This is a genomic window from Lachnoclostridium sp. An131 (assembly GCF_002160825.1).
Classification (GTDB): Bacteria; Bacillota; Clostridia; order Lachnospirales; family Lachnospiraceae; genus Laedolimicola.
Genome location: NZ_NFLI01000004.1, coordinates 73,469 through 97,146, shown reverse-complemented (window position 1 = coordinate 97,146; position 23,678 = coordinate 73,469). Strand labels below are relative to the sequence as shown.

Below are 23,678 nucleotides of genomic sequence, written 5' to 3'. Positions count from 1 at the left end.
GACAAGAAAGGTAGAATGATATGAATCTGAAATTTGGTACGGGAGGCCTGAGAGCCACGATGGGGCCGGGGCCGGATCATCTCAATCTGGAAACCATTCAGGAAGCCACGCTTGGAGTGGCGGCTTATGCGAAGGAACAGAGCAAGGAGCCCAGCGCGGCAATCGCCTATGACAGCCGGAATCATTCAGAGGAATTTGCGAGAGAGGCGGCCCGCGTGCTGGCATGTAAGGGCGTGAAGGCATATATTTATCCGAAGCTGTCTCCTACGCCTACCCTTTCCTTTGCCGTGCGCCATCTGAAATGTACGGTGGGAATCTGTGTGACTGCCAGCCATAATCCGAGAGAGTACAACGGATACAAGGTATATGGCCCGGACGGCTGCCAGGTGACGAACGAGGCTGCAGACAGCATCCAGAAGCATATCTGGGCCGCGGACAGAAAGGAAGCGGACGGCGCAGAGAGCTTTGAGGATTATGTGGAAAAGGGAAGCATCGTACTGATTGATCAGAAAACCATCAAGGCGTTTCTGGCAGCGATTATCCGTAAAAGGACAAAGAAGAAGCTGGAGTCGGATCTGAAGGTGGTGTACACTCCGCTTTACGGCGCAGGCTTAAGCTGTGTGACCAGCATTCTGAAATACATCGGAGTCCAGAATCTGCAGATTGTCACGGAGCAGGCGAAGCCAAACGGGGATTTTCCGACCTGTCCTTATCCGAATCCGGAGGATCCGAAGGCGCTGGAGCTGGGTATCGAATGGTGCAAAAAGACAGACGCAGATATTCTGATCGCGACAGATCCGGACAGTGACCGTCTGGGCGTCGTCGCCAAAAAGGACGGCGAATATAAGCGCCTGAACGGAAACCAGGTGGGAATTCTTCTGCTGGATTATATCTTAAAGAGCAGAAAGGAAGCCGGTACGCTCCCGGAGAGGCCCGTTGTGATCCGGACGATTGTGACGACCACCATGACGGACCGGATCGCGGAGCATTACGGCGCGGAGGTGATTCAGACACTGACCGGCTTTAAGTGGATCGGCGGAGCCATCGGAAAGCTGGAGGAGGCCGGAGAGGCAGACCGCTTTGTCTATGGCTTTGAGGAAAGCTGCGGGTACATGATTGGAAGCTATGTCCGTGATAAGGACGCGGTCGGCGCCGCCATGATTCTCTGCGAGCTGGCGGATACCTGCAAGGCGCAAGGAAAGACACTCTGGGATTATCTGGAGGAGCTGTACCAGACGTACGGACGCTATGAGACGACCCTCAGGACCTATGAGTTTACCGGCGAAGAGGCGGACCGCCGCATGAGCCGGATCCGGGAAGGGCTGAAAAGCCCGGAGGGCATGAAATTCGCCGGATCAAAGGTGGTCCGCTATAAGGACTACAGGGACGGCATTGACGGGATTCCGGCTTCGAATGTGCTGCAGCTCTGGATGGAGGATGGTTCCCAGGCCCAGATCCGGCCCTCAGGCACAGAACCGAAGATCAAGGTGTACACAGAGCGCTGCAGCTGAAGCAGCGCTCAAAATAAAGGTTGACAGAGCTACGTGTGGCGTTTATATTGATAGCATAATTTGTAACCGGTTACAAAATGAAAAAGCAGGAGGAAAAGGACATGAAAATCATCATGGGAGCGGATCCGGCCGGATTCGAGCTGAAAAACGCGATTAAAGAAGACTTGCTGAAAAAGGGGTATGAGATCACGGATGTGGATCCGGATACGCCGGTGCTGTTCCAGGACGCGGCCGTAGCAGTGGCAAGGGGCGTTCAGAGCCGGGAATATGACCGGGGAATCGCGATCTGCGGCACAGGCATGGGAGTCAGCATCATCTGCAACAAGCACAGAGGCGTGTACGCAGCGCTGTGCGAAAGCCTGTACCAGGCCCGCCGTGCAAAGACGGTAAACAATACCAACGTGCTCTGCATGGGCGGCTTCATCATCGGAAAAGAGATGGGGATCGAGATGGCAAACGCATGGCTGGAGGCTGAGCATCTCAAAGGACTTGACCCGGAGATGGCAAAGCGTGTGGAAAAGGAATACGACGAGCTGGTCGAATTCGAAAAGACGGTATATCCGGAAGCGTAGGACGGGCAGAAGTCCGGCGGCCGGAAAAGGCCGCGCTGTCTGGATAAAAGGAAAGCAAAAACCCCCGCGGGATACAAAGGAAAAGCCTGTGTATCCCGCGGGGGTTTTCTGCTTCGGAGGCCAGGAAAAAGAAACCGCTTTCTTTTTCTGGCGATTAGTGGAGAAAGAGGAAAAAATAAGAAGAGCATGGAAAGAAAGAGGAAGTGCAATATGCACAAAATATGAGGATAAAAACTGACAAACTATACAAAAATAATATTTGCAGCGAGATTTCATTGACAGAGAAAGAGAAATATGCCATAATACAGAAAAATGAAACCGGTTACAAATTTACAGAGAAACTGGGTGAGGAGGGGGAGCGTGCCAAAGGAGTTTACCATCAATGACATTGCGAAAGAAGCACGCGTCTCAAAAGCTACAGTCTCCAGGGTGCTGAATGACTCTGCTTCCGTAAAACGGGAAACAAAGGAGCGGGTGCTGAAGGTGATGGCCGACCGGCACTTTACGCCATCTACAATGGCGAGAAATCTTTCCCAGCAAAGCTCCAATACGATCGGGATCATTGTACCGGATATTGATAACCCCTTTTTTGGAGAGATTCTGCGGGGCGTCACAGAGATAGCGGATGAATGCAGCTACACCTTAATCTGCTGCAATTCCGATGACAGCCTGGAGAAGGACCGGAAGGCGCTGATGATGCTGAAGGGCCACAGGATCCGGGGGCTTCTGTATACGCCTGCCGTGGATTATACTACAAAGGAACAGCGCAGGGAGATTGGAAAGCTGCTGAAGGATTTAAACGCTCCGGTCGTAATTATGGACAGGCAGGCAGACAGTCTGGATGAATATGACGGTGTGTTCTTTGATGATGAAAAAGGAATTTATGAAGCAGCCATGTGTCTGATTGGCAAAGGGCACAGGAAGATAGCGCTGCTGAATGCGACGATGGACCGGGTGCTGGCCCGTACACGTTACAGAGGATATGAGAAGGCTCTGAAGGAGGCGGGAATCCCTCTGGACCGCCGGTATGTCTTTGAAGGAGATTACCATATGACAAAGGCTTACCAGCTTTCCAGAGAGATGCTTTCCATGGAGGACAGGCCGACGGCGGTGATCACCGGAAACAACCGTACGAGCCTCGGATTCCTGAAGGCGCTTTACGAGAGGCATGAGAGCCTCCCGAAGGATATTGCCTGCATCGGGCTGGACAGGATAGAAGCCCTCGATATCATCGACAGCAAGTTCAATTATATTGAGCGTGACGCCAAGATGATGGGGCGGGAGGCGATACGGCTTCTGAATGAACGAATTGCCTGTCCGGATCAGTGTTTGAAGCATATTATTCTAAACCCGGCTCTTAGAATCCGGGAGCTGTAAATCGAATCGCCTGCGGGATGACAGGAAAGCGGTCGCCGGCTGGTGAGGCCGGAAGGCAGAGAAAGGAGAAGTACATAAAAATGGGAGACAGATTTAAAGAGTTATCACAAATGGCTTTACAGGAGCTGGAAGCGGTATTTGCGAAGATGGATGATTCAAACGTCCGCGAGCTTCTGGAGAAAATCAAGAAGACAGACCGCATTTTCCTGCTTGCGGCAGGCCGTGAGGGACTGGCGACCCGGTCGTTCGCAATGCGCCTGATGCATCTGGGGAAAAAGTCCTACTGGATTTGGGATGATACGACCCCGTCTATCGGAAAGGGCGACCTGATGATTTGCGCCTGCGGTTCCGCCAATGTAGGCCATGAGAACTACATTGCGAAGATGGCAAAGGACAACGGAGCAGATCTGGCGCTGATTACTCCCTCCAATGAAGGATATCTTCTGACGATAGCGGATCTGGTGACAAAGGTTCCGGCCGCAGCATACAAGGCTGTCGGTGATTTCGTGCCGAGCGGGCAGCTGATGGGAAACCTGTTTGAGCAGGCGCTCTTCATCTTCTATGACGTTCTGGTGATGATGCTCCGGGAGGAGATGGGAATCGCCCCGGAAGAGATGGTAGCAAGACACAGGAATGTAGAGTAATGTTACTTCACCCATAATAGGGCCGCAGAGATTTGCGGAGCTTTTAAAAATAAAAAGGAGGAAAAGTATGAAAAATCTCAAAAAAGTTATGGCGCTGCTGGCTGTTGCAGCAATGACATTGTCACTGGCAGCCTGCGGACAGGAGCAGACAACCGTATCCTCTGATGATACGGCAGCTGAGGAAACGACTGACGCAGCAGAAACTACGGAAGAGACAACAGATGCGGCAGAAGAGACCACCGACGCAGCGGCAAGCGGAGATCTGTTTGATCTGGCCAACTACAAATCTGACAAGGATGAGTCAGAGTGGACCATCGCAGTTGTTACAAAGGACAACACCGCAGCTTGGTTCCAGCGCATGGAGGAAGGCGTAAATGAGTTCGGCGAGGCTACAGGAATCAACGTAATCCAGACTGGCCCGGCTAACGCTGACGCTGCTTCCCAGGTACAGGTTATCGATGACATGATCGCTCAGGGCGTAGATGCTCTCTGCGTAGTTCCGATCGACCCGGGCGCAATCGAGGCTTCTCTGCAGAACGCAATGGAGCAGGGAATTGTAGTTGTAACACATGAGGCTTCCAACCAGGTTAACACGCTGTTCGATATCGAGGCATTCACAGCTGAGGACTTCGGCGCAGCTATCATGGATGCTCTGGCAGCAGACATGGGTGAGGAAGGCAAGTATGCGATGATGGTTGCTTACACCACATCCACCACACATATGGAGTATGCGAACGCTCAGTACGCTCGTCAGCAGGAAGCTTATCCGAACATGGAGCTGATCAATGACGGTGCTATCCCGTCCGCAGAGTCTGAAGAGTCTATCGACACTGCTTATGAGAGAGCAAAAGAGATCCTGAACGCAAATCCGGATCTGGCAGGCTTTACAGGCGTGGCTTCCACAGACTGCCCGGGCATCGCTCAGGCTGTAGAGGAGCTTGGACTGAATGTTAAGGTAGTAGGCGTTGGTACACCGAACGAGTTCAGACCGTACGTAGAGTCCGGAACCATCTCCACCATCAAGCTGTGGGATCCGAAGGATGCCGGCTATGCAATGTGCCAGACCGCAGCTATGATTCTGAGAGGTGAGGAAGTAGGCGAAGGCGCTAACCTGGTTGCTCCTGGATATGAGAGCGTTACTCTGGTAGAAGGCGACAACCGCTGCCTCGTTGGAGATGCTGATATCACCATCACCATCGACAATATCGACGATTACGACTTCTAAATCGATGATGAAATCGCGGCTTGAATTTCCGGAAGACTGGTCTTACGGAGAAGAAGGCTTCAGAGATGAATGAAAGCAGCCGCACATCTTGCATCCATGCGGGGTGTGCGGCTCTTTTTCCAGACTGGGGCAACGTAAGCAGAAGCGCAGGCTGTTTACGTTACCCCAGTGGGAAACCCGGGAAATAAATAAGGAGGGTGAATTATGGAAAGTGAAAACATTCTTTGCGTCAAAGGCATTAAAAAATCCTTCGGCGGCGTCCACGCGCTTAAGGGTGTGGATCTGACGATCAAGCGCGGAGAAACCCACTGTCTGGCAGGCGAAAACGGCTGCGGCAAGTCCACAATCATCAAGGTTATATCCGGTTTTTATAAGCCGGATGCGGGAAGCATCGAGGTGGACGGCAAAGGGTATCCCGTCATGACTCCGGCAGAAGCGATCAAAGCCGGAATCCAGGTAATCTACCAGGACTTTTCGGTATTCCCGAATCTGTCAGTAATTGAGAATCTGGCGTTTAACCAGGTGCTCGCCAACAAGAAAAAATTTGTAAATAAGAAAGAGTTCCGCAGGATTGCCGAGGAAGCGGTAAAGAAGATCAACTTCGACGTAGACCTGGACGCCAGAGTGGAGACCCTGCCTGTGGCTGACAAGCAGCTGATTGCGATTTCCAGGGCTCTTCTGGACAATGCGAAGCTGATCATCATGGATGAGCCGACAACGGCTCTGACCAAAAAAGAGGTAAACCGGCTGTTTGAGATTATTGCGGATCTGAAAAAGAGCGGAGTTACGATCCTGTTCGTATCCCATAAGCTTGATGAGGTATTTGAGATCTCCGACAGCATCACAATTCTTCGGAATGGAGAGAACGTGATTTCCTGCCCGACGTCTGAAATGACGGAGGAAAAATTTGCGTACTACATGACCGGCCGTCATTTCGATACGCAGGTGGAGAAAAAGACGAATCCGGATCAGATAGGAGATGTAGTTCTCGAAGCAAAAAATCTCTCAGCTCCCGGATTTGAGAATGTCAGCTTCCAGCTCCGCAAGGGTGAGATCCTGGGCGTAACCGGACAGCTGGGTTCCGGACGTACGGAGCTGTCCCTGGCGCTGTTCGGCATGCTCAAGCCTACGGGCGGACAGATTCTTGTGGATGGCAGGGAAGTAAAGATCGGAAGCGTGACTGCGGCGCAGAAGCTGGGCATCGCCCTGGTTCCTGAGGATCGTCTGACAGAAGGACTTTTCCTTCCGCAGTCTATCATGCGCAATAATGTAGTCAGCGTTCTCGACCGCCTGGCGAACAAGCTTGGCTTCCTCAGCAGCAGGAAGGTAGAGGAAGAGTCCGAAAAATGGGTGAAGGAGCTTGGCGTAGCCACAAAGGATCACATGCTTCCTGTGCAGACGCTGTCAGGAGGAAATCAGCAGAAGGTTGTGCTGGCCCGCTGGCTTGCGAGCGAACCCAAGGTGCTGATTCTGAATGGTCCTACCGTGGGTGTGGATATTGGAGCGAAATACGATATTCACAACCTGCTTCGGCAGCTGGCTGCCCAGGGCATGGCGATTCTCGTTGTGTCCGATGATACGGCGGAGGTCATTGCAACCTGCGACAGAGCGATTGTCATGCAGGCAGGAAGAGTGACCGGAAATCTGTCTGAGAAGGATCTCAACGCAGACACGCTTGCGCAGGCAGCGCTTTAGGAAGGGGTGAAAGAGGGAATGAATATGAATAAGACTTTCAAAAGAATGCTGAAGCAGTCAGAATTTTATGTTTTTCTGATTATTATCGTATTTGCGCTGATCATTGAGGCGAAGTCCGGACTGTTCTTTACAAACAACAACCTGGTTGACAGGCTTCGTTCCATGATCGTGCCTTCGATCTACGCGCTCTGCGCCCTGCTTGCCTTCGTCAGCACGGGACCGGACGTATCCTTCCCGCTGATCGGCGCTCTGAGCAGCTATCTGGCAATCGTGATTACAGAGGGGCTGGGCCTGGCCGGAGCTCCCTGGATCGTATCCTTCCTGATCGGCACGTTCTTCGGCTGCCTGATGGGCGCCCTGAACGGATTCATTATCGTAAAATACCGCTTCCCCAGCCTGATCGTGACGCTGGGCACCAGCTCGATCTTCAACGGCATCCTGCTGGGAGCCTTTGAGGCGGGAAGAATGTATCTGCCGGAGAACCTGGAGAACTTTGCAAGGACACCGCTTTTGACAGTAAAGAATGCAGAGACGGGCCTGGGCTCGACGCTGCCGATGACCTTCCTGATTATGGTGTTCCTCTACATAGTGGCATATTTTGTACTGAATAAAACCATGGTAGGCCGCGGCGTCTACGCGGTAGGCGGCGACGAGGTATCGGCAGAACGCGCCGGCTTCAATGTAAAAGCTATCCGCTTTGGTGTGTTCGTCGTGAACGGCGGACTGGCGGCGATCGGCGGCCTCTGCTATGCGGTACAGGCAATCCGTTATCTGCCTACTGAGTACGAAGGCGCTGAGATGGAGGTTATCGCTGCGGTAATCCTAGGCGGAACCCGTATGACCGGCGGCGTCGGAACACTGAAGGGCTGCCTTCTGGGAACCCTGCTTCTGACCATGGTGACCAACAGCCTGATTATGCTGGGCATCCCGATCGAGTGGCAGAAGGTCTTTATCGGAGCTATCATTATCATTGGTACGGCAGTCTCTGCAATCCAGAGCCATGCGGGGGCCAAGGTTAAGACCAGGTTAAAGAAGGAGGCTGCGTAAATTATGAGTAATAAGAAGATAAAGATTGACAGCAATATTGTCAGATTGCTTATCATCCTGCTTGTGTTTATTGTGCTGGCCTGTGTGACGAAGCCTTCCCAGTTCATCAAGATCGCAAACTTCCAGACCATGGCGAAGGCACTTTCCGAGTACGGCCTGATGGCGGTCGGCGTAGGAATCTGTATGATTTCAGGCGGAATCGACCTGTCTACCGTATATATTGCAAACCTGTGCGGCATTCTGTCCGGCCTCTATCTGCAGGGCGGCGGAAATAATGCAGTGGCAGTCCTGATTGCGCTTGTAGTCGGCGCGGCATGCGGAGCCTTCAACGGTTTCCTCGTATCTTATCTGAAGATACCGGCCATGCTGGCGACTCTGGGAAGCTATCAGCTGTTCCAGGGAATCGCGATCGTAATATCCGGGGGAAGTACTGTCAGCGGTATCCCGGCGAGCTTTACCAGCTTCGCTACAACAGCCCTGTTCAGCTACATTCCGCTTTCCTTCGTAGTATTTGTGCTGGTCTGCGCTGCCATGACCTTTGTTATGAGCAAGACGAAATTCGGCACACGTATGTATCTGGTAGGTACGAATGAGAAGGCTGCAAGATTTGCGGGAATCCGCTGCAACAAGATTCTGATTCAGACCTATCTGCTTTCCGGACTGATTTCCGGTATCGCGGGTCTTTTGAGCCTGGCGCGTCTGAATTCTGCAAAGGCTGACTTTGGAAGCAGCTATACGATGCAGTGTATCCTGATCGCCGTACTGGGCGGCGTGAATCCCAACGGTGGCTTCGGAACGATTCCGGGAATTGCGATTGCCGTATTGATTCTTCAGATGATGTCCTCTTATCTGAACATGTTCCCGGGCGTGAGCAATTACTACCGCAACCTGATCTGGGGCGTGGCATTGATTGGTGTTCTGATTATGAACTTTATCCTGGATAAGAGAAGAACACAGAAGCTGAGCAAAACCAGCTAAAAAACAGATATTCCGGTCAGCCTCCCTGCGGCGGCTGCGCTGGAATTCGGTACATAAAATTGGCGGAATCGTCCTGGAGCCTCTGGGGATCTCCTGATGGTTCCGCCGGTTTTTTGTTTTGGTGCAGACAAAATTTTGATGAGATACATTTTTTGTCGTGGAAGCCTGAGTGAAAATACAGTATGATAGAAGACAGACGGAGGCATATATGGACAGACCAAATATTCTGGTAGTAGGAAGCATGAATATGGATCTCTATGTGGAGGGGGCTAACTGGATTCCGAAATACGGAGAATCGGTTCCCTGCGGGCATTATGGATACGCGACAGGAGGAAAGGGCTCCAATCAGGCGATCGCAGCCAGCAAGCAGGGCGCCAATGTGACGATGGTAGGGCGTGTTGGGGCGGATGAGTATGGCAGGGCCCTGCAGGAAGCGCTGAGAAAGGAAGGGATCTGTGCGGATTATGTGACGGCGGATCCGGATCATCAGACGGGACTGGCGCTGATGCTGCTGAACGAGGATGGACGTTACGTATCCTATTGCGCTATGGGAGGCAACGACTACATCGGAGAGGAAGATGTAAAGCGGGCGCTGGAGGGCGGAAGCTTTGATATGGTCGTCATGCAGCTGGAGATGCCGCTGGAAACCGTGTACCGAACCTATGAGCTGGCGCGGGAGAAGGGGATTCCGGTATTTCTGGACGCCGGTCCTGCGAAATCGATTCCTCTGGAGAGGCTGAAGGGGCTCTATATTCTTTCTCCGAACGAGGCGGAAACGGCGGCCATGACCGGCATTTATCCGGACACAGAGGAGCATGCAAGGCAGGCGGCGCAGTGGCTGTATGAGCAGGCAGAGCCTCAGTATGTGATTCTGAAGCTGGGCTCCAGGGGCGCGCTTCTCTATGACGGGAAGACAGCGGAGGTGATTCCCTGCTTTCGGGTAAAGGCAGTGGATTCTACTGCCGCCGGCGACACCTTTGGCGCGGCGCTGGCGATCCGGCTCTGCAAGGGGGACGAGATTCATGACGCCATCCGTTTTGCCCATGCGGCTGCAGGAATCTGTGTGTCCAGGCTGGGAGCGCAGGTTTCGATTCCGAGGGAAGAGGAAGTATTTGAATTTTTAAAGAAGGAAGGGATAACTGTTGAATAAGGAACTGTATCTTGAGACGGCGCAGATCGTGCTCGAGGAATGCAGCCAGGCGTTGAAAGCAGTGGATCCGGAGGCTGTACAGAGATATCTGGATGCTGTTCTCGGAGCCAAAAGAGTATTTTTCGTGGGAGTCGGACGCGTGCTGCTTTCCCTGGAGGCGATAGCGAAGCGCTATGGGCATCTAGGCATTCAGACCGTTGTAGTGGGACAGATTACCGAGCCGGCGATCACCGATCAGGACGTTCTGATCGTGGGATCCGGCAGCGGAGAGACCCTGTATCCGTCCGGCATTGCGAAGAAGGCTAAGGCGGTTGGGGCGAAAATCGTACATATCGGCAGCAATCCTGACAGCCAGATGAAGGAGATTGATGACGTCTTTGTGCGGATTCCGGTGGAGAGCCGCGCCAAAAAGGCGGATGAGATTCACTCCCAGCAGCCGATGACCTCGCTTTTTGAACAGGCGCTTCTGCTCTTTGGCGATGTGACTGCGCTGATGCTTGTAAAGGACCGGGGTATCCGGATAGAGGAGCTGTGGCAGTACCACGCCAACCTGGAGTGACAAAAAGAAGAGACAAAAGCACAGGAACGACGGGAAAGCAGAAAAGGAGAAGGAGACCAGGCGGATGTTCTGGGAACAGAAAGGAGACGGGAAAGATGAAGCTGCAGCTGGCACTGGATGATTTAAACATGGAGGAGGCTCTCGCGCTGACAGAAAGCGTGCGGGAGTATATCGATATTATTGAGATAGGCACGCCCTTCGTCTACCAGGAGGGGATGAAGGCGGTTGAGATCTTTAAGAAGAGATTTCCGGACAAGGAAGTCCTTGCGGACATGAAGATCATGGACGCCGGATATTATGAGGCGGAGGAAGCCCTGAAGGTGGGAGCGGATTACGTCACGGTGCTGGGCGTCACAGATAACCTGACAATTAAAGGCTGCATCGAAGCGGCAGAACAGTATGGCAAAGAGATTGTTGTGGATATGATCTGCGTTCCGGATCTCCCGAAGCGAATCCGGGAGCTGGAGGAGCTTGGCGCTCACGGCCTTGCTGTGCACGTGGGAACAGACCAGCAGGCAGCCGGCCGCAAGCCGATTGACGATCTGCGGGTCATGGCAGAGCACTGCAGGAGCGCGAAGATCTCCGTAGCAGGAGGAATCAAGCCGGAGACAGTGCCGGAATACGCTGCGCTGAAGCCGGAGGTCCTGATTGTTGGAAGCGGGATTGCCCATGCGGAGGACCCGAAGGAAGCGGCGAGACAGATCAAGGAAAGCATGAACAGAAGTATGGAGGGCAGAGAGTAATGGCAGAGGCAGTGCTTTTGAAACAGATTCTGGGAGAATTGACGCGTAACGCAGAGCAGATCCGCCAGGAGGAGCTGGAAGGATTTGCAGATCAGATACAGAAGGCAAAGCGGGTGTTTGTGGCAGGAGCCGGACGTTCAGGCTTTGTGGCAAGAGCCTTTTCCAACCGGCTGATGCATCTGGGGCTTACCGTATATTTTGTGGGTGAGCCTACGACGCCGTCGATTCAGGAAGGGGATCTTCTGGTGATCGCCTCGGGCTCCGGCGAGACGGGAAGCCTGAAGGTCATGGCGCAGAAGGCAAAGAAGCAGGGAGCCTCCCTGGCGACAATCACGATTTTCCCCCAGGCCTCCATAGGAAGCCTTGCGGACGCGGTGATTGCCGTGCCGGGCTCCACGCCCAAAAGCGAGCTTGCTGACACGGCAGTTTCCGTTCAGCCTATGGGAAATGCCTTTGAGCAGATGCTGTGGCTTATCTGCGATACGGTTGTGATTATCCTGATGAAGCGCCTTGGAAGGACCGAGGAAGAGATGTTTGCGCTTCACGCGAATCTGGAATAAGGCCTGGAATAGGTGGATTGATTCTATGGTGTGGAAGAGAGTAGCGCCGTGGGCAATGATTCTGGTATCAGCATTGGCGTTTGCGGCATCCGGGTGCGGAAGCAGCATGAAGGATGGCACGGACAGCAGTGGGGAAACAGAATCAGCAGCGCCGGAGAACACAGACGCCGGGGATGGGGAAGCTGCGGAAAACGATATGCCGGGACTGGAGGTATCAGGCATCCCTGTGCCGGAGCAGACCTTCGAAGTAGAGCTGGACGGATGGGGAACTGTAACGTTTGCAAGCTTTGCGCCTGAGAACCATTCCTTTGCGGCAGACGGACGGAATCCGGATGTGAGATTTTATCTTATGAGAGACGGAGCGGCACTGTATGAATTTCCGGGCTGGAATGAAGAGCACGGGATTTCGGATCTGTTCCTCGCAGTGTCTGCGGTCGCGTTTCGGGACTATAATGACGATGGTCTGCAGGATGTGATCACGCTCTGCGAATATGAGACCATGTCCGGGGAGGGGTATCAGCTGCCCAGGATTTATTTTCAGCTGGAGGAACAGCAGGGATTCGAGGAACACGCCCTTTTGGAAAGAGATTTGTCAAGGGTAAATTACACCTCATGTCCCATGGGTATCTTAATTTCGTCTTAATGTCAGTCTTGCCATCTTTATGGCATAACAAGGTCTCTTATGCTATAATAAATTACCTAGAGGACAAATTTATTGTAACAGGCGGGGAGAGATGCAGGGTTGGAAAATTATCAGGCGCAAAATCAATACCGCCCAGGAGCTTTTCAAAAAGGACATTTAAAAATCTTTTTTGGATATGCTGCGGGTGTCGGCAAGACTTATGCTATGCTGGAGGCCGCTCACCAGGCTCAAAACAGAGGGATAGACGTTGTTGTGGGCTACATTGAACGTCACACCCGCCCCGATACATTGGCATTGCTGGAAGGGCTAGAACAGCTGCCCGAAAAAATAGTTGAATATAAGGGAATCTCCCTCAAGGAGCTGGATTTGGATGCCGCCTTACAGCGCCGCCCCAATATCCTGCTGGTAGATGAGCTTGCCCATAGCAATGCTGCCGGGTGCCGCCATTCAAAACGATATCAGGATGTGGAGGAACTGCTGCGAGCCGGTATCAGTGTGTACACCACCGTTAATGTTCAGCATCTGGAATCCCTGAATGATCTGGTGGCCTCCATCACTCATATTGCCGTCAGCGAGCGTATCCCTGATTCGATTTTTGACTCCGCCGACCAGGTAGAATTAGTGGATATCGAGCCGGACGACTTGATCCTGCGGCTGCAATCCGGAAAAGTCTACCAAAAGCAGCAGGCTTCCCGTGCCTTGAATCACTTCTTCACAAGGGATAATCTGGCGGCCCTTCGTGAAATTGCGCTGCGCCGCACCGCTGACCAACTAAGCAAAAAAGCCCAGAAAGCGGAAAATGAGACTGCCGCCAAAGCCGGGGAACACATTCTCACCTGCCTTTCCAGTGCGCCATCCAACGCAAAGGTGATCCGCACGGCAGCCCGCATGGCTGAGGCCTTTCACAGCGGATTCACGGCGCTGTTTGTAGAAACTCCCGAGACCAGGGATCTGAAGGGCGAAAACCTGAAACGCCTGCGGGACAATATGCGTCTGGCTGAACAGTTGGGAGCGCGGATCGCCACCGTGTATGGGGACGACCCGGCTGTGCAAATCGCCGAATATGCCAAGGTAAGCGGCGTCACAAAAATCGTGCTGGGGCGCACAAACCACTCTGCATCCCTTTTTATGAAAAGCAAGCCGCTGGTGGACCGGCTTACCAGCAGGATGGAGGATGTGGACGTCTATATCATTCCGGATGTCCAACCTCTATATAAGAAAAAAAGGGCACTGCTTCGCAAACCGGAACAGAAATTTGATTGGAAGGATTTAGGGAAATCCCTCCTGCTCACCCTTGCCGCTACGGGGATCAGTTTTTTGTTTTATGAACTCGGCCTGCGTGAAGCGAACATCATCATTGTCTACCTATTGGGGGTTCTGCTCACAGCGGTTTGGACGAACGGGTATTTCTACGGGGTTTTGGTTTCACTACTAAGCGTAGTCTCCTTTAACTTTTTCTTTACAATTCCGCGTTTTTCCCTGACAGCGCTCGACCCGAACTACCCGATCACCTTTCTAGTGATGATGCTGGCAAGTTGTCTTTCCTGCTCTCTGGCTACCCGCGTGAAAAGGCAGGGGCGGCAATCTGCTCAACGGGCCTATTATATGGAACTCCTGATGAGCAGCAATCAAAAAATGCAGCAGGGCCAAAGCGAACAGGAAATCATCCGGATTGCCGCGCAGCAGCTCCAATCTCTTCTGGGACGTCCAGTGTTGTATGCACTGCTGGAAAAGGATAGACAGCTCCGATTTCATGCGGTCCCAGCCTCTGAATCAGAACAGACCATGGGCAGGCTGACTGCCGAAGAGCTTGGGGTGGCGGAATGGGTCGCCAAAAACGATAAGCACGCGGGCGCTACGACCAGCACCCTTTCTCATGCGCAAAATCTGTATCTGTCCGTCCGGGGCAATCAGGAGGTCATGGCGGTGGTCGGCATACCATCCAAGTTTTATCCGCCGTTGGATACTTTTGAAAAAAACCTGATGATCGCCATGCTGGACGAATGCGGCCTGATTTTGGAGCGCCGCAAACTGCGCGCTGAAAAGCAGGCCGCCGAGATGGAAACCCAGCGTGAACAGCTGCGGGCCAACCTGCTGCGGGCCATTTCCCACGATCTGCGCACACCGCTGACCGCCATCAGCGGCAACGCCGGTATGCTGATGGAAAAAAGCGTTTCTCTGAATGAAAATAGAAAACAGGAAATGTACCGTTCCATCTATGACGATTCCATGTGGCTGGTCAATCTGACGGAGAATCTGCTTTCCATCACCCGAATCGAAAACGGGACCCTGCCGTTGCGGCGGGACGCAGAGATGATTGGCGACATTTTCCATGAAGCGCTTTCCCATGTGGATCGCAGGGCTGCGGAACACGAGATTCGCGTAGAACTTGAGGACGATATGCTGATGGCCAATATGGACGCCCGCCTGATCGTACAGGTCATTATCAATATCGTGAACAACGCCGTCAAGTATACGCCTGAAGGTTCGGATATCTGCCTGTCGGCAAAAAAGGAAAACAGCATGGTCCGCATCGAAATTGCTGACAACGGCCCGGGCATATCCGACGAAGCCAAACAACGGCTGTTTGATATGTTCTATACAGTGAACACCGGCAGCGCCGGGGCGGACAGCCGCCGGGGCCTTGGACTGGGTTTAAGCCTGTGCAAATCCATTGTAGAGGCGCACAGCGGGTCTATTACCGTTCATGACAACCAGCCCCATGGCTCAGTGTTCTCTTTTACACTGCCCTTGGAGGAGGTGAAAATTCAAAATGTATAAGCCCAAAATTCTTGTGGTAGAGGACGACCCTGCCATCACCAATTTAATCCGAACCACGCTGGATACACAGGAATACCAGTACCACACCGCCAAAAACGGCGCAGGCGCGCTCCTGGACGCCGTCTCCTATAACCCCGATGTTATCATTCTGGATCTGGGGCTGCCCGATATGGACGGTGTGGAGATTATCCGCAAGGTGCGCGGATGGAGCAGCGTGCCCATTATTATTGTAAGCGCACGGAGCGAAGATCAGGACAAGGTGGAGGCATTGGACGCTGGAGCAGACGACTACCTGACAAAGCCATTCAGCATTGATGAATTTCTGGCCAGGCTTCGCGTGGCCCTGCGCCGCATCCGAACCGACCAGACTGCCGGGCCGGCCCAGTCCTCCCTGTATCAGAACGGGGAATTAAGGATTGATTATGCGGCGGGATGCGCTTATATGGGGGGAAAAGAAATCCACCTCACCTCCATCGAGTACAAACTCCTGTGCGTACTTGCAAAAAACACGGGAAAGGTACTGACGCACAACTACATTCTGAAAGAGGTGTGGGGAACTGCCCTTGCCGCCGATATCCCTTCCCTGCGCGTTTTTATGGCCACCCTGCGCAAAAAGATTGAACGTGACCCATCTGCCCCCAGGTATATTCAGACCCACATTGGCGTTGGGTACAGGATGATCCGTCAATAGACTCTGCGTTTCAGAGCCGTCCGCTTTTGCGGGCGGCTTTTTGTTTTGGTGGGCCTTTATATGCTTTTAATCCTTGCCCGGAAATGTTAAGAGCACCTTCACGGTTTATATGGTAAGATTCTCTCCAGAAAAGCGGAGAGGAGGGGACCTTTATGATGGATTGTATCATGCTTGCAGTGTTGGCAGGCTGTATCGGTTCCATTATCCTGCTGATCGGCTGGTGCCAGAAGCAGGTGGATAAAAGCGAGTAAGGAGGGAAATCATGATTGTTTTAGGAATCATCATTTTACTGCTGGGTGTTTATTTGGTCTATGCACTTCTTCACCCGGAAAAATTCTAAGTCCAACAGGAGGAAAATCAGATGTTACAAATTGCCTTGACCATTCTCATCTATTTGATTCTGGTCATCCCGGCAGGAGTTTACGTGTATCATATTGCCGCCGGAAAACATACCTTTGCCGATCCGGTATTCAACCGGGTGGACGGCGCTATTTATAAAGTCTGCGGCGTCAATCCCAAAAATGGAATGAACTGGAAGAAATATGCCGTTTCTCTGGTGATAACCAATGGGATTATGATTCTGCTGGGATACATAATCCTGAGAATTCAGAGTATTGGCCTGTTCAATCCCAATGGGATCGGAGCGATGGAGGAATCCCTTTCCTTTAACACCATCATTAGCTTTATGACCAATACCAATTTGCAGCATTATTCCGGCGAGTCGGGGCTGTCCTATCTGTCGCAGATGCTGGTCATCACATTCATGATGTTTGTATCCGCCGCCAGCGGTTACGCTGCCTGCATCGCATTCATCCGCGGCCTGGCAGGCAGGACGAAGGATAACGTCGGAAACTTCTTTGTCGATCTGGTTCGCATCACGATCCGCGTGTTGCTTCCGTTCTCCATTATCGGCGGCCTGCTGCTGGTATGGCAGGGCGTGCCGCAGAATTTTTCTGGGAATGTGGTGGTGGATACCATTGAAGGCGCAAAACAGGTGATCGCCATGGGGCCTGTGGCGGCGCTGGAAATTATCAAGCATCTCGGCACAAACGGCGGCGGATTTTTGGGCGCGAACTCGGCCACGCCGATTGAAAACCCGACCATCATCTCCAACTTGATTGAGCTGTATTCCATGATGCTCCTTCCCGGAGCCTGTGTGATCACCTTTGGCAAGATGATTCGGGACCGCAAACGGGATCTGGCGGCTGCGGTTGTCACAGATGGTGCAGCCGCTGCAATCCCCCAAATCGAAGGTCGGGAAAGCCTGACGGCAAGAATCTTTGGCCGTGAAGGCCGAAGCATCTTCATGGCAATGGGAATCCTGTTTCTGATTGGGCTAGGGGTCTGCTTCTGGGCGGAAAGCCAGGGCAACCCGGCGCTGGCAGAAGTCGGGCTGGCACAGTCCATGGGCAGCATGGAAGGCAAGGAAGTGCGGTTTGGTATCGCCCAATCCGCGATGTTCACAACCACAACGACGTCTTTCACGACCGGTACGGTCAACAATATGCACGACACGCTCACGCCGTTGGGCGGCATGATCCCCCTGCTCCACATGATGCTCAACGTGGTATTCGGCGGCAAGGGCGTTGGTCTTATGAATATGATCACTTATGCGATCCTGGCCGTTTTTATCTGCGGTTTGATGATCGGACGCACGCCGGAATATCTCGGCAAAAAAATCGAAGGCCGGGAGATGAAGCTGGCGGCCCTCTGCATCATCATTCACCCGCTGCTGATCCTGACGTTCTCTGCGCTGGCGGTAGCTACGCCGGACGGTCTGGCTGGTATCACCAACCCCGGTTACCATGGGCTTTCGCAGGTGCTCTATGAATTCGCGTCTTCGGCAGCCAACAACGGCTCTGGCTTTGAAGGTCTGGCGGACAACACGTTGTTCTGGAATATTACCACCGGTCTTGTCATGTTCTTCGGCCGTTATCTCTCGATCGTCTTGCAGTTTGCAATTGCGGGGTCTCTGATGAAAAAGCGGTTTGTCAGTGAATCGGCAGGTACGCTTCATACCGATACCATGGGCTTTGCCGTCATTTTGGTGTTTGTCGTTTACATCTTTGCGGCGTTGACCTTCTTCCCAGTGCTGGCGCTTGGCCCCGTTGCCGAACATTTGACCCTTTGGGCATAAGGAGGAATTACCATGAGCAAAAGGAATCAGAAGCTGGTCACGCCTGCAATTTTACGCCAAGCAGTTATCGGCTCCTTTACAAAGCTGAATCCTGTTTACATGATGAAAAATCCCGTCATGTTTGTTGTGGAAATCGGCTTCTTTATCACATTTGTACTTTCATTTTTCCCGGGCCTTTTTGGGGATGTCAGTTCGGGTACAAATTTGAGAGCATACAATATGATCGTCTGTGCGGTGCTGTTTGTCACCGTCCTGTTCGCAAACTTCGCAGAATCAGTGGCGGAAGGACGGGGCAAAGCGCAAGCCGCCAGTCTGAAAAAGACGCAGAAGGATACACAGGCCCGTCTGCTGCTGGAGGACGGCACGGAGAAAACAGTTCTGTCCAGCGAATTGAAAAAAGGCGATGTCGTCATGGTGAAGGCGGGCGAGATCATCCCCGGCGACGGAGAGGTTATTGAGGGCATCGCTTCGGTAGACGAGTCGGCCATCACGGGTGAGTCCGCTCCGGTGGTGCGGGAATCCGGCGGCGATTTCTGTTCCGTGACCGGCGGCACAACGATCGTATCCGACTGGCTGAAAATCCGCATCACCTCTGACCCGGGCAGCAGCTTTCTTGACCGCATGATCGCTCTGGTCGAAGGCGCTTCCCGAAAAAAGACGCCCAACGAAATCGCGCTGAATACGCTTTTGGTCTCTTTGACCATCATTTTTCTGATCGTTATCGTAACGCTGTATCCGATTGGACTGTATTCCGGCGTACAGCTGCAAACTTCTACCCTGATCGCTCTTTGCGTATGCCTGATCCCGACGACCATTGGCGGCCTGCTTTCCGCCATCGGCATTGCAGGTATGGACCGCGTGACCCGGTTCAATGTCATCGCTATGTCCGGCAAGGCTGTGGAGGCCTGCGGCGATGTGGACACCATGATTCTGGATAAAACCGGCACCATCACCTACGGCAACCGCCTGGCCGCCGATTTCTTCCCCGTGGGAGGCGCCTCCCGCAGCGAACTGATCCGCTGCGCCGCCCTGACAAGCTTGCATGACGATACCCCAGAGGGCAAGTCCACATTGGAGCTTGCTCGTCATCTGGGCGATACGAGCCAGGACGCGGCGGGCGCTGCATATATTGAATTTACTGCGCAGACCCGGATGAGCGGCGTGGACCTGCCCGACGGCACAAAAGTACGAAAGGGGGCGGCCGAAGCCATTGAGCAGTATGTAAAGTCTATGGGCGGTACGATCCCCGCCGACCTGCATGAGCAGGTTGACAAAATTTCCAGCCTTGGCGGTACGCCGCTGACGGTCTGTGAAAACAACCGAATTCTGGGTGTTATCTATCTGAAAGACACTGTGAAGCCCGGCATGGTGGAGCGATTTGAGCGCCTGCGCGCCATTGGCATCAAGACCATTATGTGTACCGGCGACAATCCGCTGACCGCAGCGACTATCGCCAAAGAAGCGGGCGTGGACGGTTTTATTGCTGAATGCAAGCCGGAAGATAAGATTGACATCATCAAAAAAGAGCAGGCAGAGGGCAAAATCGTTGCCATGACCGGCGACGGCACCAACGACGCGCCCGCGCTGGCGCAGGCGAATGTGGGCCTTGCCATGAACAGCGGCACCACCGCGGCCAAAGAAGCTGCCAATATGGTGGATCTGGACTCCGATCCCACGAAGATTCTGGAGGTCGTGGAGATTGGTAAGCAGCTTCTGATTACGCGAGGCAGCCTGACGACTTTCTCCATCGCCAATGACATTGCAAAATATTTTGCCATTATTCCCGCCATGTTTATGATGGCGATCCCGCAGTTGAGCGTTTTGAACATCATGCACCTGGCGACGCCCTACAGTGCGATTTTGTCAGCACTGATCTTTAACGCCATCATTATCCCCTGCCTGATTCCCCTGGCCATGAAGGGCGTAAAATACCGGCCTATGTCCTCCGGGCGACTGCTGGCACGGAATATGCTGATTTATGGCCTTGGCGGCGTCATCACGCCGTTTGTCGGAATCAAGATTATTGATACGTTGATTGCTCCGATGCTTACGGCAATCGGTGTGGTTGGTTTTTAAAGAAAGGTGGATATGGGATGAAAGAATCTGTTAAACGTATATTACATAGCGCACGTCAAACAATCGGCGTTACGGTTATTCTGATGCTGGTCTGCGGCCTGCTGTTCCCCTGCCTGCTGACAGGGCTGTCCGCCCTGATTTTCCCTCACCAGGCAGGCGGGAATCTTCTCACGGTCAACGGGCAAACGGTAGGCGCGGAATATGTCGGCCAGGAATTTACCGAGGATTATTATATGTGGAGCCGTCCCTCTGCGTATCATTACAATGTATATGTGGAAGGGGAGGATGGGAAGCTGTACTACAATGACGGCACGGAATTTCCCGGAATCGGTTCCGGTTCCAACAATTACGCGGCGACCAATCCGGCGCTGGCCGAACGCGTGGAGGCGGACATCAAGGCATTTCTGGAGAAAAATCCCGGCGTAAAGCGGGAGGATATCCCCACCGATTTGCTGACGGCCTCCGGTTCCGGCCTGGATCCGCACATTTCCCCGGCTTCCGCCGAAATACAGATCCCCCGGATCGCTGAAGCGTCCGGGCTTACAGAGGAAGAGATCGAAGATATCGTGTCAGAAAATACCCAGGGCAAAGTCTTTGGCGTCTTTGGCGAGGAGACTGTCAATGTGCTCAAAATCAATATCGAGATCGCACAGCGGATGGGAATCCTGTGACAGAGGTGGACGGCTATGGAGGAGATGCACTATTTTAAAGAATCGCAACGGGAAGAAATCCCCGTTCCCGATTTTAAGGGTAACATTACACGGAAACTCCTGCTGCAATTTCTGTGCGACCTTTGCACCTGGGCGCAGGCTATGCCGGTCACCAGCGTTGGAATTAAAAAAGATGCGCATAGCCTCTATATCCTTTTTCGCAATTTTGCGTTTTCCGAGCAGGATTTCTGGCAGACATTCGGCGGGTATCTGATCGCTCTCCGACCAAAATGGAAAATCGGCATCTTTGGCACAGAACTTTCTTCACAGGAAACGGCAGCATTGTTGCTGGACCAGCAAAACGGAAAATTCTATGCGGTTCAAAAAACAATCTCAGGCTGCTATGCGGACAGCATCCGTTCTCTCTGCCTGCGGATTGAATGTGCCGACACAGAGGACGCTGCGATGGTGAACTTGCTCTGTCAGCATATGGACTGGCAGAGCGGGATTCTTGTGGCAGATTGGGATCTGTGCGAGGCATTTGAACGGGAGTACATCCCGTGGTTACATCAGAGTACCTGCTACTGTTATGGGAATCTGTCAGAAGATCAGGAACAGCAGGACTACCTGGACGTGTTATCCTTCCCGCAGAAGGTCGGACTCTGGCTGCAATTCCTGGAAAATGGAATTGATTATGAGGAATTTGCATGGATCTATGACAGAATTTTCGCACAGGAGCTGAACGACCGAATCGAATGGGAGCTGGCCGTATATGTAGCCCTGAACCAACTGGAGTACGCCTTGAAAATATCCGAATCAGAGTTTGAGCTATACGATGGGAGCGGCGAGAAGCGATACTTCAGTTTTAACAGCGAGCAAAACGCCCAGCGCGTTTTTCTCAAACTTCTATTCCCGTTAAATGTCTGATTTTAACACGACTTACTGTTATGTTTTCCCTAAATCAATAGCGCAGACGGATGTGTTGCGCCAAGCGGGATAGCTGTCTGCGCTGTATACGGTAAACCTATAACCAATAACAAAAGATAAGGGACAGAAATGGCATCACCGCTCCTGTCCCTTATCATCTTTTTTTGACTTAAAAATCGGGTGCTCTTTCTGCGCCTGCCGCACCATTCTCCGTACTGCCTGCTGTTCTATATCTTCATTCAGCATCCGAGAAACCGCCTTTTTGCTGTCAAACATCAAAAGCGGGCTGTACTTCTCGCCGTAAACCTGCTGTACCCGGTTCTCCGCTTCCTGCTCCTTGCCGGGGCGGATGGCATGCCTTGCTTCATGCAGCTGCACCGGGTCGAAGCCGTGGGCCTGCTCCCGAAGCCCGGCATACTCATTCAGGGCAGCATCCAACTCAGCGGAATATTTCTGCTCCTGTTCTTCCAGTCGTTTCAGGTTCTGCTCCATGGCAGCGATGTCTTTAGGGAATTGATCGGCAGCATTTTCCTCGGAATATGCCAGCGACGCCAGAAGCAGATTCTTTTCCGAACGCAGTTCCTCCAGATCCTCTGTCAGCGCCGCAATTTTAGCCGCCAGTTCCCGGTGCCGGAACACATGGACAGCAGGGAATGACTTTTTCTCGGAGAGCAGACTGCGGCGTTCTTTCATCTTATTCCGTATGTCCTTTGCCAGCTGATTGTACTGCGTGAGGGCAGGGCGCAACGTATTCAGCGAAGCGTTCAGGCGTTCCTTGCCCTTGCGGAGATACCCCAGCTGATAACAGAACAGCAGCAGATTTTTACGCAGATTCTCCATGGCCTCGGCAAGTGCCGGGATGGTATTTTTGACTGTCTGAGCCAGCTTTTTGACCTGTCCCCTCAGCTCCCGGAGCAAGGCATTGTCCGCCTTGATCTGCCGGTTCAGTTCACACCGGTCAAAGATAATACCTTTTTTCTCCATGGCTCTGGCAACTACGCCCTCGTGGATCGTAGGTCGTTCCTCCAGGCCACGCTCGGCATGGCTGCGGTGATCGATGCGGCTGTCGTGACCGGCCAGCTCCAGGCAGCGGTTCGCCGCTGTGGCCCACGCCTCCCTCCAGGCAAGCAGCTGTTCTTCGCTGTTCCACCGCGCAGAGATCCGCAAGGTGCGCAACACCATCCGAAAGAAACTGCAAAAGAAGTTGTATGCCCATCTGTGTCAGATGCAGGATGAAGGCAAAAGCCTGACGCTGCGGGAGCGGCAGTTTATGGAGGAATATGCTGCGTTGCTTGGGGAAAAGGGAAAAGACGCTGTGATACGCCGGGAGAACAAGACCAAACGGCGCAGGAAAAAAGCCGCCCTTGACGGCGGCAAGGGCAGCGAGTAATATAAAACTATGAAGTAAGATTACATGGTAGAAGGAGGGTATTCATGGAACATACCGAAGCAAAGCAGGCCATGAAAGAACTGACCATGATGTTGATTTATCTTTCCCGTTTTTGCGAACGGGAAAAGTTCGCGGAAGCCAAACACTTCTATGCCTGGAAAGGTTACGATTTTGATGTGCTGAATGGACTGGACGATGAAGATTTGATCCGTCAGGGTAGCCGCAGGAGCAAGAGCGTTTATTTGACCGAAACGGGCAAGGAATACGCCCAGTCGCTACTCGAAAAGTATGGTATTGACGATTGGAAGTGAGGAACGGTGGC

At 52.8% G+C, this 23,678-nt stretch carries 22 protein-coding genes; 21 read left to right on the top strand and 1 reads right to left on the bottom strand.

Annotated elements, in window-relative coordinates:
- The first annotated feature begins 20 nt into the window (after positions 1–20).
- From B5E77_RS04310 to B5E77_RS04215, 20 genes are all read left to right on the top strand, one after another.
- Positions 21–1,511, top strand: a complete 1,491-nt coding sequence (locus B5E77_RS04310; RefSeq protein ID WP_087164149.1) for a phospho-sugar mutase — start codon at positions 21–23, stop codon at positions 1,509–1,511.
- A gap of 101 nt (positions 1,512–1,612) precedes the next feature.
- Positions 1,613–2,083 carry an RpiB/LacA/LacB family sugar-phosphate isomerase gene (locus tag B5E77_RS04305; RefSeq protein ID WP_204248013.1) on the top strand — a complete coding sequence of 157 codons (471 nt, stop codon included), beginning with the start codon at positions 1,613–1,615 and terminating at the stop codon, positions 2,081–2,083.
- A gap of 360 nt (positions 2,084–2,443) precedes the next feature.
- The gene (locus B5E77_RS04300; protein WP_087164148.1) at positions 2,444–3,460 is read left to right on the top strand and encodes a LacI family DNA-binding transcriptional regulator; all 1,017 of its coding nucleotides are present in this window, start codon (positions 2,444–2,446) and stop codon (positions 3,458–3,460) included.
- A gap of 80 nt (positions 3,461–3,540) precedes the next feature.
- Positions 3,541–4,104, top strand: coding sequence for an SIS domain-containing protein (locus B5E77_RS04295; protein ID WP_087164259.1), 564 nt, complete (start codon positions 3,541–3,543; stop codon positions 4,102–4,104).
- 67 nt (positions 4,105–4,171) lie between these two features.
- Entirely contained in the window at positions 4,172–5,329 is a 1,158-nt protein-coding gene (locus tag B5E77_RS04290) for an autoinducer 2 ABC transporter substrate-binding protein (RefSeq protein ID WP_087164147.1), read from the top strand.
- Between the two features lie 204 nt (positions 5,330–5,533).
- Positions 5,534–7,024, top strand: a complete 1,491-nt coding sequence (locus tag B5E77_RS04285; RefSeq protein ID WP_087164146.1) for a sugar ABC transporter ATP-binding protein — start codon at positions 5,534–5,536, stop codon at positions 7,022–7,024.
- Between the two features lie 24 nt (positions 7,025–7,048).
- Positions 7,049–8,071 carry an ABC transporter permease gene (locus tag B5E77_RS04280; RefSeq protein ID WP_242963606.1) on the top strand — a complete coding sequence of 341 codons (1,023 nt, stop codon included), beginning with the start codon at positions 7,049–7,051 and terminating at the stop codon, positions 8,069–8,071.
- 3 nt (positions 8,072–8,074) lie between these two features.
- Complete coding sequence (locus B5E77_RS04275) at positions 8,075–9,049, top strand: ABC transporter permease (RefSeq protein ID WP_087164144.1); 975 nt, start codon at positions 8,075–8,077, stop codon at positions 9,047–9,049.
- Positions 9,050–9,257: 208 nt separating this feature from the next.
- Positions 9,258–10,199 (top strand): PfkB family carbohydrate kinase, encoded by a 942-nt coding sequence (locus B5E77_RS04270; RefSeq protein WP_087164143.1) that lies wholly within the window; start codon positions 9,258–9,260, stop codon positions 10,197–10,199.
- The gene (gene hxlB, locus B5E77_RS04265) at positions 10,192–10,758 is read left to right on the top strand and encodes a 6-phospho-3-hexuloisomerase (protein ID WP_087164142.1); all 567 of its coding nucleotides are present in this window, start codon (positions 10,192–10,194) and stop codon (positions 10,756–10,758) included. Before B5E77_RS04270 ends, hxlB (B5E77_RS04265) begins: the two co-directional genes overlap by 8 nt.
- A 95-nt stretch (positions 10,759–10,853) precedes the next feature.
- Positions 10,854–11,501 (top strand): 3-hexulose-6-phosphate synthase, encoded by a 648-nt coding sequence (gene hxlA / locus B5E77_RS04260; protein ID WP_087164258.1) that lies wholly within the window; start codon positions 10,854–10,856, stop codon positions 11,499–11,501.
- Positions 11,501–12,061, top strand: coding sequence for a 6-phospho-3-hexuloisomerase (hxlB, locus tag B5E77_RS04255; RefSeq protein ID WP_087164141.1), 561 nt, complete (start codon positions 11,501–11,503; stop codon positions 12,059–12,061). The genes hxlA and hxlB (B5E77_RS04255) overlap by 1 nt, the downstream gene beginning before the upstream one ends.
- 25 nt (positions 12,062–12,086) lie before the next feature.
- Positions 12,087–12,704, top strand: coding sequence for a hypothetical protein (locus B5E77_RS04250; protein WP_143468576.1), 618 nt, complete (start codon positions 12,087–12,089; stop codon positions 12,702–12,704).
- Positions 12,705–12,803: 99 nt separating this feature from the next.
- Positions 12,804–15,485, top strand: a complete 2,682-nt coding sequence (locus B5E77_RS04245; protein ID WP_242957559.1) for a sensor histidine kinase — start codon at positions 12,804–12,806, stop codon at positions 15,483–15,485.
- Positions 15,478–16,176 (top strand): response regulator, encoded by a 699-nt coding sequence (locus B5E77_RS04240; RefSeq protein WP_087164139.1) that lies wholly within the window; start codon positions 15,478–15,480, stop codon positions 16,174–16,176. Before B5E77_RS04245 ends, B5E77_RS04240 begins: the two co-directional genes overlap by 8 nt.
- A gap of 262 nt (positions 16,177–16,438) precedes the next feature.
- Positions 16,439–16,516, top strand: coding sequence for a K(+)-transporting ATPase subunit F (gene kdpF, locus B5E77_RS17760; protein ID WP_087154834.1), 78 nt, complete (start codon positions 16,439–16,441; stop codon positions 16,514–16,516).
- Positions 16,517–16,537: 21 nt separating this feature from the next.
- A complete protein-coding gene (locus tag B5E77_RS04230) occupies positions 16,538–18,313 on the top strand; it encodes a potassium-transporting ATPase subunit KdpA (protein ID WP_087164138.1) in 1,776 nt (591 codons plus the stop codon).
- Between the two features lie 12 nt (positions 18,314–18,325).
- A complete protein-coding gene (gene kdpB, locus B5E77_RS04225; RefSeq protein ID WP_087164137.1) occupies positions 18,326–20,389 on the top strand; it encodes a potassium-transporting ATPase subunit KdpB in 2,064 nt (687 codons plus the stop codon).
- A 17-nt stretch (positions 20,390–20,406) separates the two neighbouring features.
- Positions 20,407–21,060, top strand: coding sequence for a potassium-transporting ATPase subunit KdpC (gene kdpC / locus B5E77_RS04220; protein WP_087164136.1), 654 nt, complete (start codon positions 20,407–20,409; stop codon positions 21,058–21,060).
- A gap of 15 nt (positions 21,061–21,075) precedes the next feature.
- A complete protein-coding gene (locus B5E77_RS04215) occupies positions 21,076–21,966 on the top strand; it encodes a hypothetical protein (protein WP_087164135.1) in 891 nt (296 codons plus the stop codon).
- A gap of 135 nt (positions 21,967–22,101) precedes the next feature.
- Here the strand turns inward: B5E77_RS04215 and B5E77_RS04210 are convergent, their stop codons facing one another.
- The gene (locus B5E77_RS04210; protein ID WP_330394616.1) at positions 22,102–23,133 is read right to left on the bottom strand and encodes a MobA/MobL family protein; all 1,032 of its coding nucleotides are present in this window, start codon (positions 23,131–23,133) and stop codon (positions 22,102–22,104) included.
- 267 nt (positions 23,134–23,400) lie between these two features.
- Between B5E77_RS04210 and B5E77_RS04200 the strand changes: the two genes are divergently transcribed.
- Positions 23,401–23,667, top strand: coding sequence for a DUF6429 family protein (locus B5E77_RS04200; RefSeq protein ID WP_087164134.1), 267 nt, complete (start codon positions 23,401–23,403; stop codon positions 23,665–23,667).
- Positions 23,668–23,678 lie beyond the last annotated feature (11 nt).

Coding starts and splice junctions, on each gene's coding strand:
- B5E77_RS04310 (WP_087164149.1), top strand. CDS start 21: ATGAATCTGAAATTTGGTACGGGAGGCCTGAGAGCCACGATGGGGCCG.
- B5E77_RS04305 (WP_204248013.1), top strand. CDS start 1,613: ATGAAAATCATCATGGGAGCGGATCCGGCCGGATTCGAGCTGAAAAAC.
- B5E77_RS04295 (WP_087164259.1), top strand. CDS start 3,541: ATGGGAGACAGATTTAAAGAGTTATCACAAATGGCTTTACAGGAGCTG.
- B5E77_RS04290 (WP_087164147.1), top strand. CDS start 4,172: ATGAAAAATCTCAAAAAAGTTATGGCGCTGCTGGCTGTTGCAGCAATG.
- B5E77_RS04285 (WP_087164146.1), top strand. CDS start 5,534: ATGGAAAGTGAAAACATTCTTTGCGTCAAAGGCATTAAAAAATCCTTC.
- B5E77_RS04280 (WP_242963606.1), top strand. CDS start 7,049: ATGAATAAGACTTTCAAAAGAATGCTGAAGCAGTCAGAATTTTATGTT.
- B5E77_RS04275 (WP_087164144.1), top strand. CDS start 8,075: ATGAGTAATAAGAAGATAAAGATTGACAGCAATATTGTCAGATTGCTT.
- B5E77_RS04270 (WP_087164143.1), top strand. CDS start 9,258: ATGGACAGACCAAATATTCTGGTAGTAGGAAGCATGAATATGGATCTC.
- hxlA (WP_087164258.1), top strand. CDS start 10,854: ATGAAGCTGCAGCTGGCACTGGATGATTTAAACATGGAGGAGGCTCTC.
- hxlB (WP_087164141.1), top strand. CDS start 11,501: ATGGCAGAGGCAGTGCTTTTGAAACAGATTCTGGGAGAATTGACGCGT.
- B5E77_RS04250 (WP_143468576.1), top strand. CDS start 12,087: ATGGTGTGGAAGAGAGTAGCGCCGTGGGCAATGATTCTGGTATCAGCA.
- B5E77_RS04240 (WP_087164139.1), top strand. CDS start 15,478: ATGTATAAGCCCAAAATTCTTGTGGTAGAGGACGACCCTGCCATCACC.
- kdpF (WP_087154834.1), top strand. CDS start 16,439: ATGATTGTTTTAGGAATCATCATTTTACTGCTGGGTGTTTATTTGGTC.
- B5E77_RS04230 (WP_087164138.1), top strand. CDS start 16,538: ATGTTACAAATTGCCTTGACCATTCTCATCTATTTGATTCTGGTCATC.
- kdpB (WP_087164137.1), top strand. CDS start 18,326: ATGAGCAAAAGGAATCAGAAGCTGGTCACGCCTGCAATTTTACGCCAA.
- kdpC (WP_087164136.1), top strand. CDS start 20,407: ATGAAAGAATCTGTTAAACGTATATTACATAGCGCACGTCAAACAATC.
- B5E77_RS04215 (WP_087164135.1), top strand. CDS start 21,076: ATGGAGGAGATGCACTATTTTAAAGAATCGCAACGGGAAGAAATCCCC.
- B5E77_RS04200 (WP_087164134.1), top strand. CDS start 23,401: ATGGAACATACCGAAGCAAAGCAGGCCATGAAAGAACTGACCATGATG.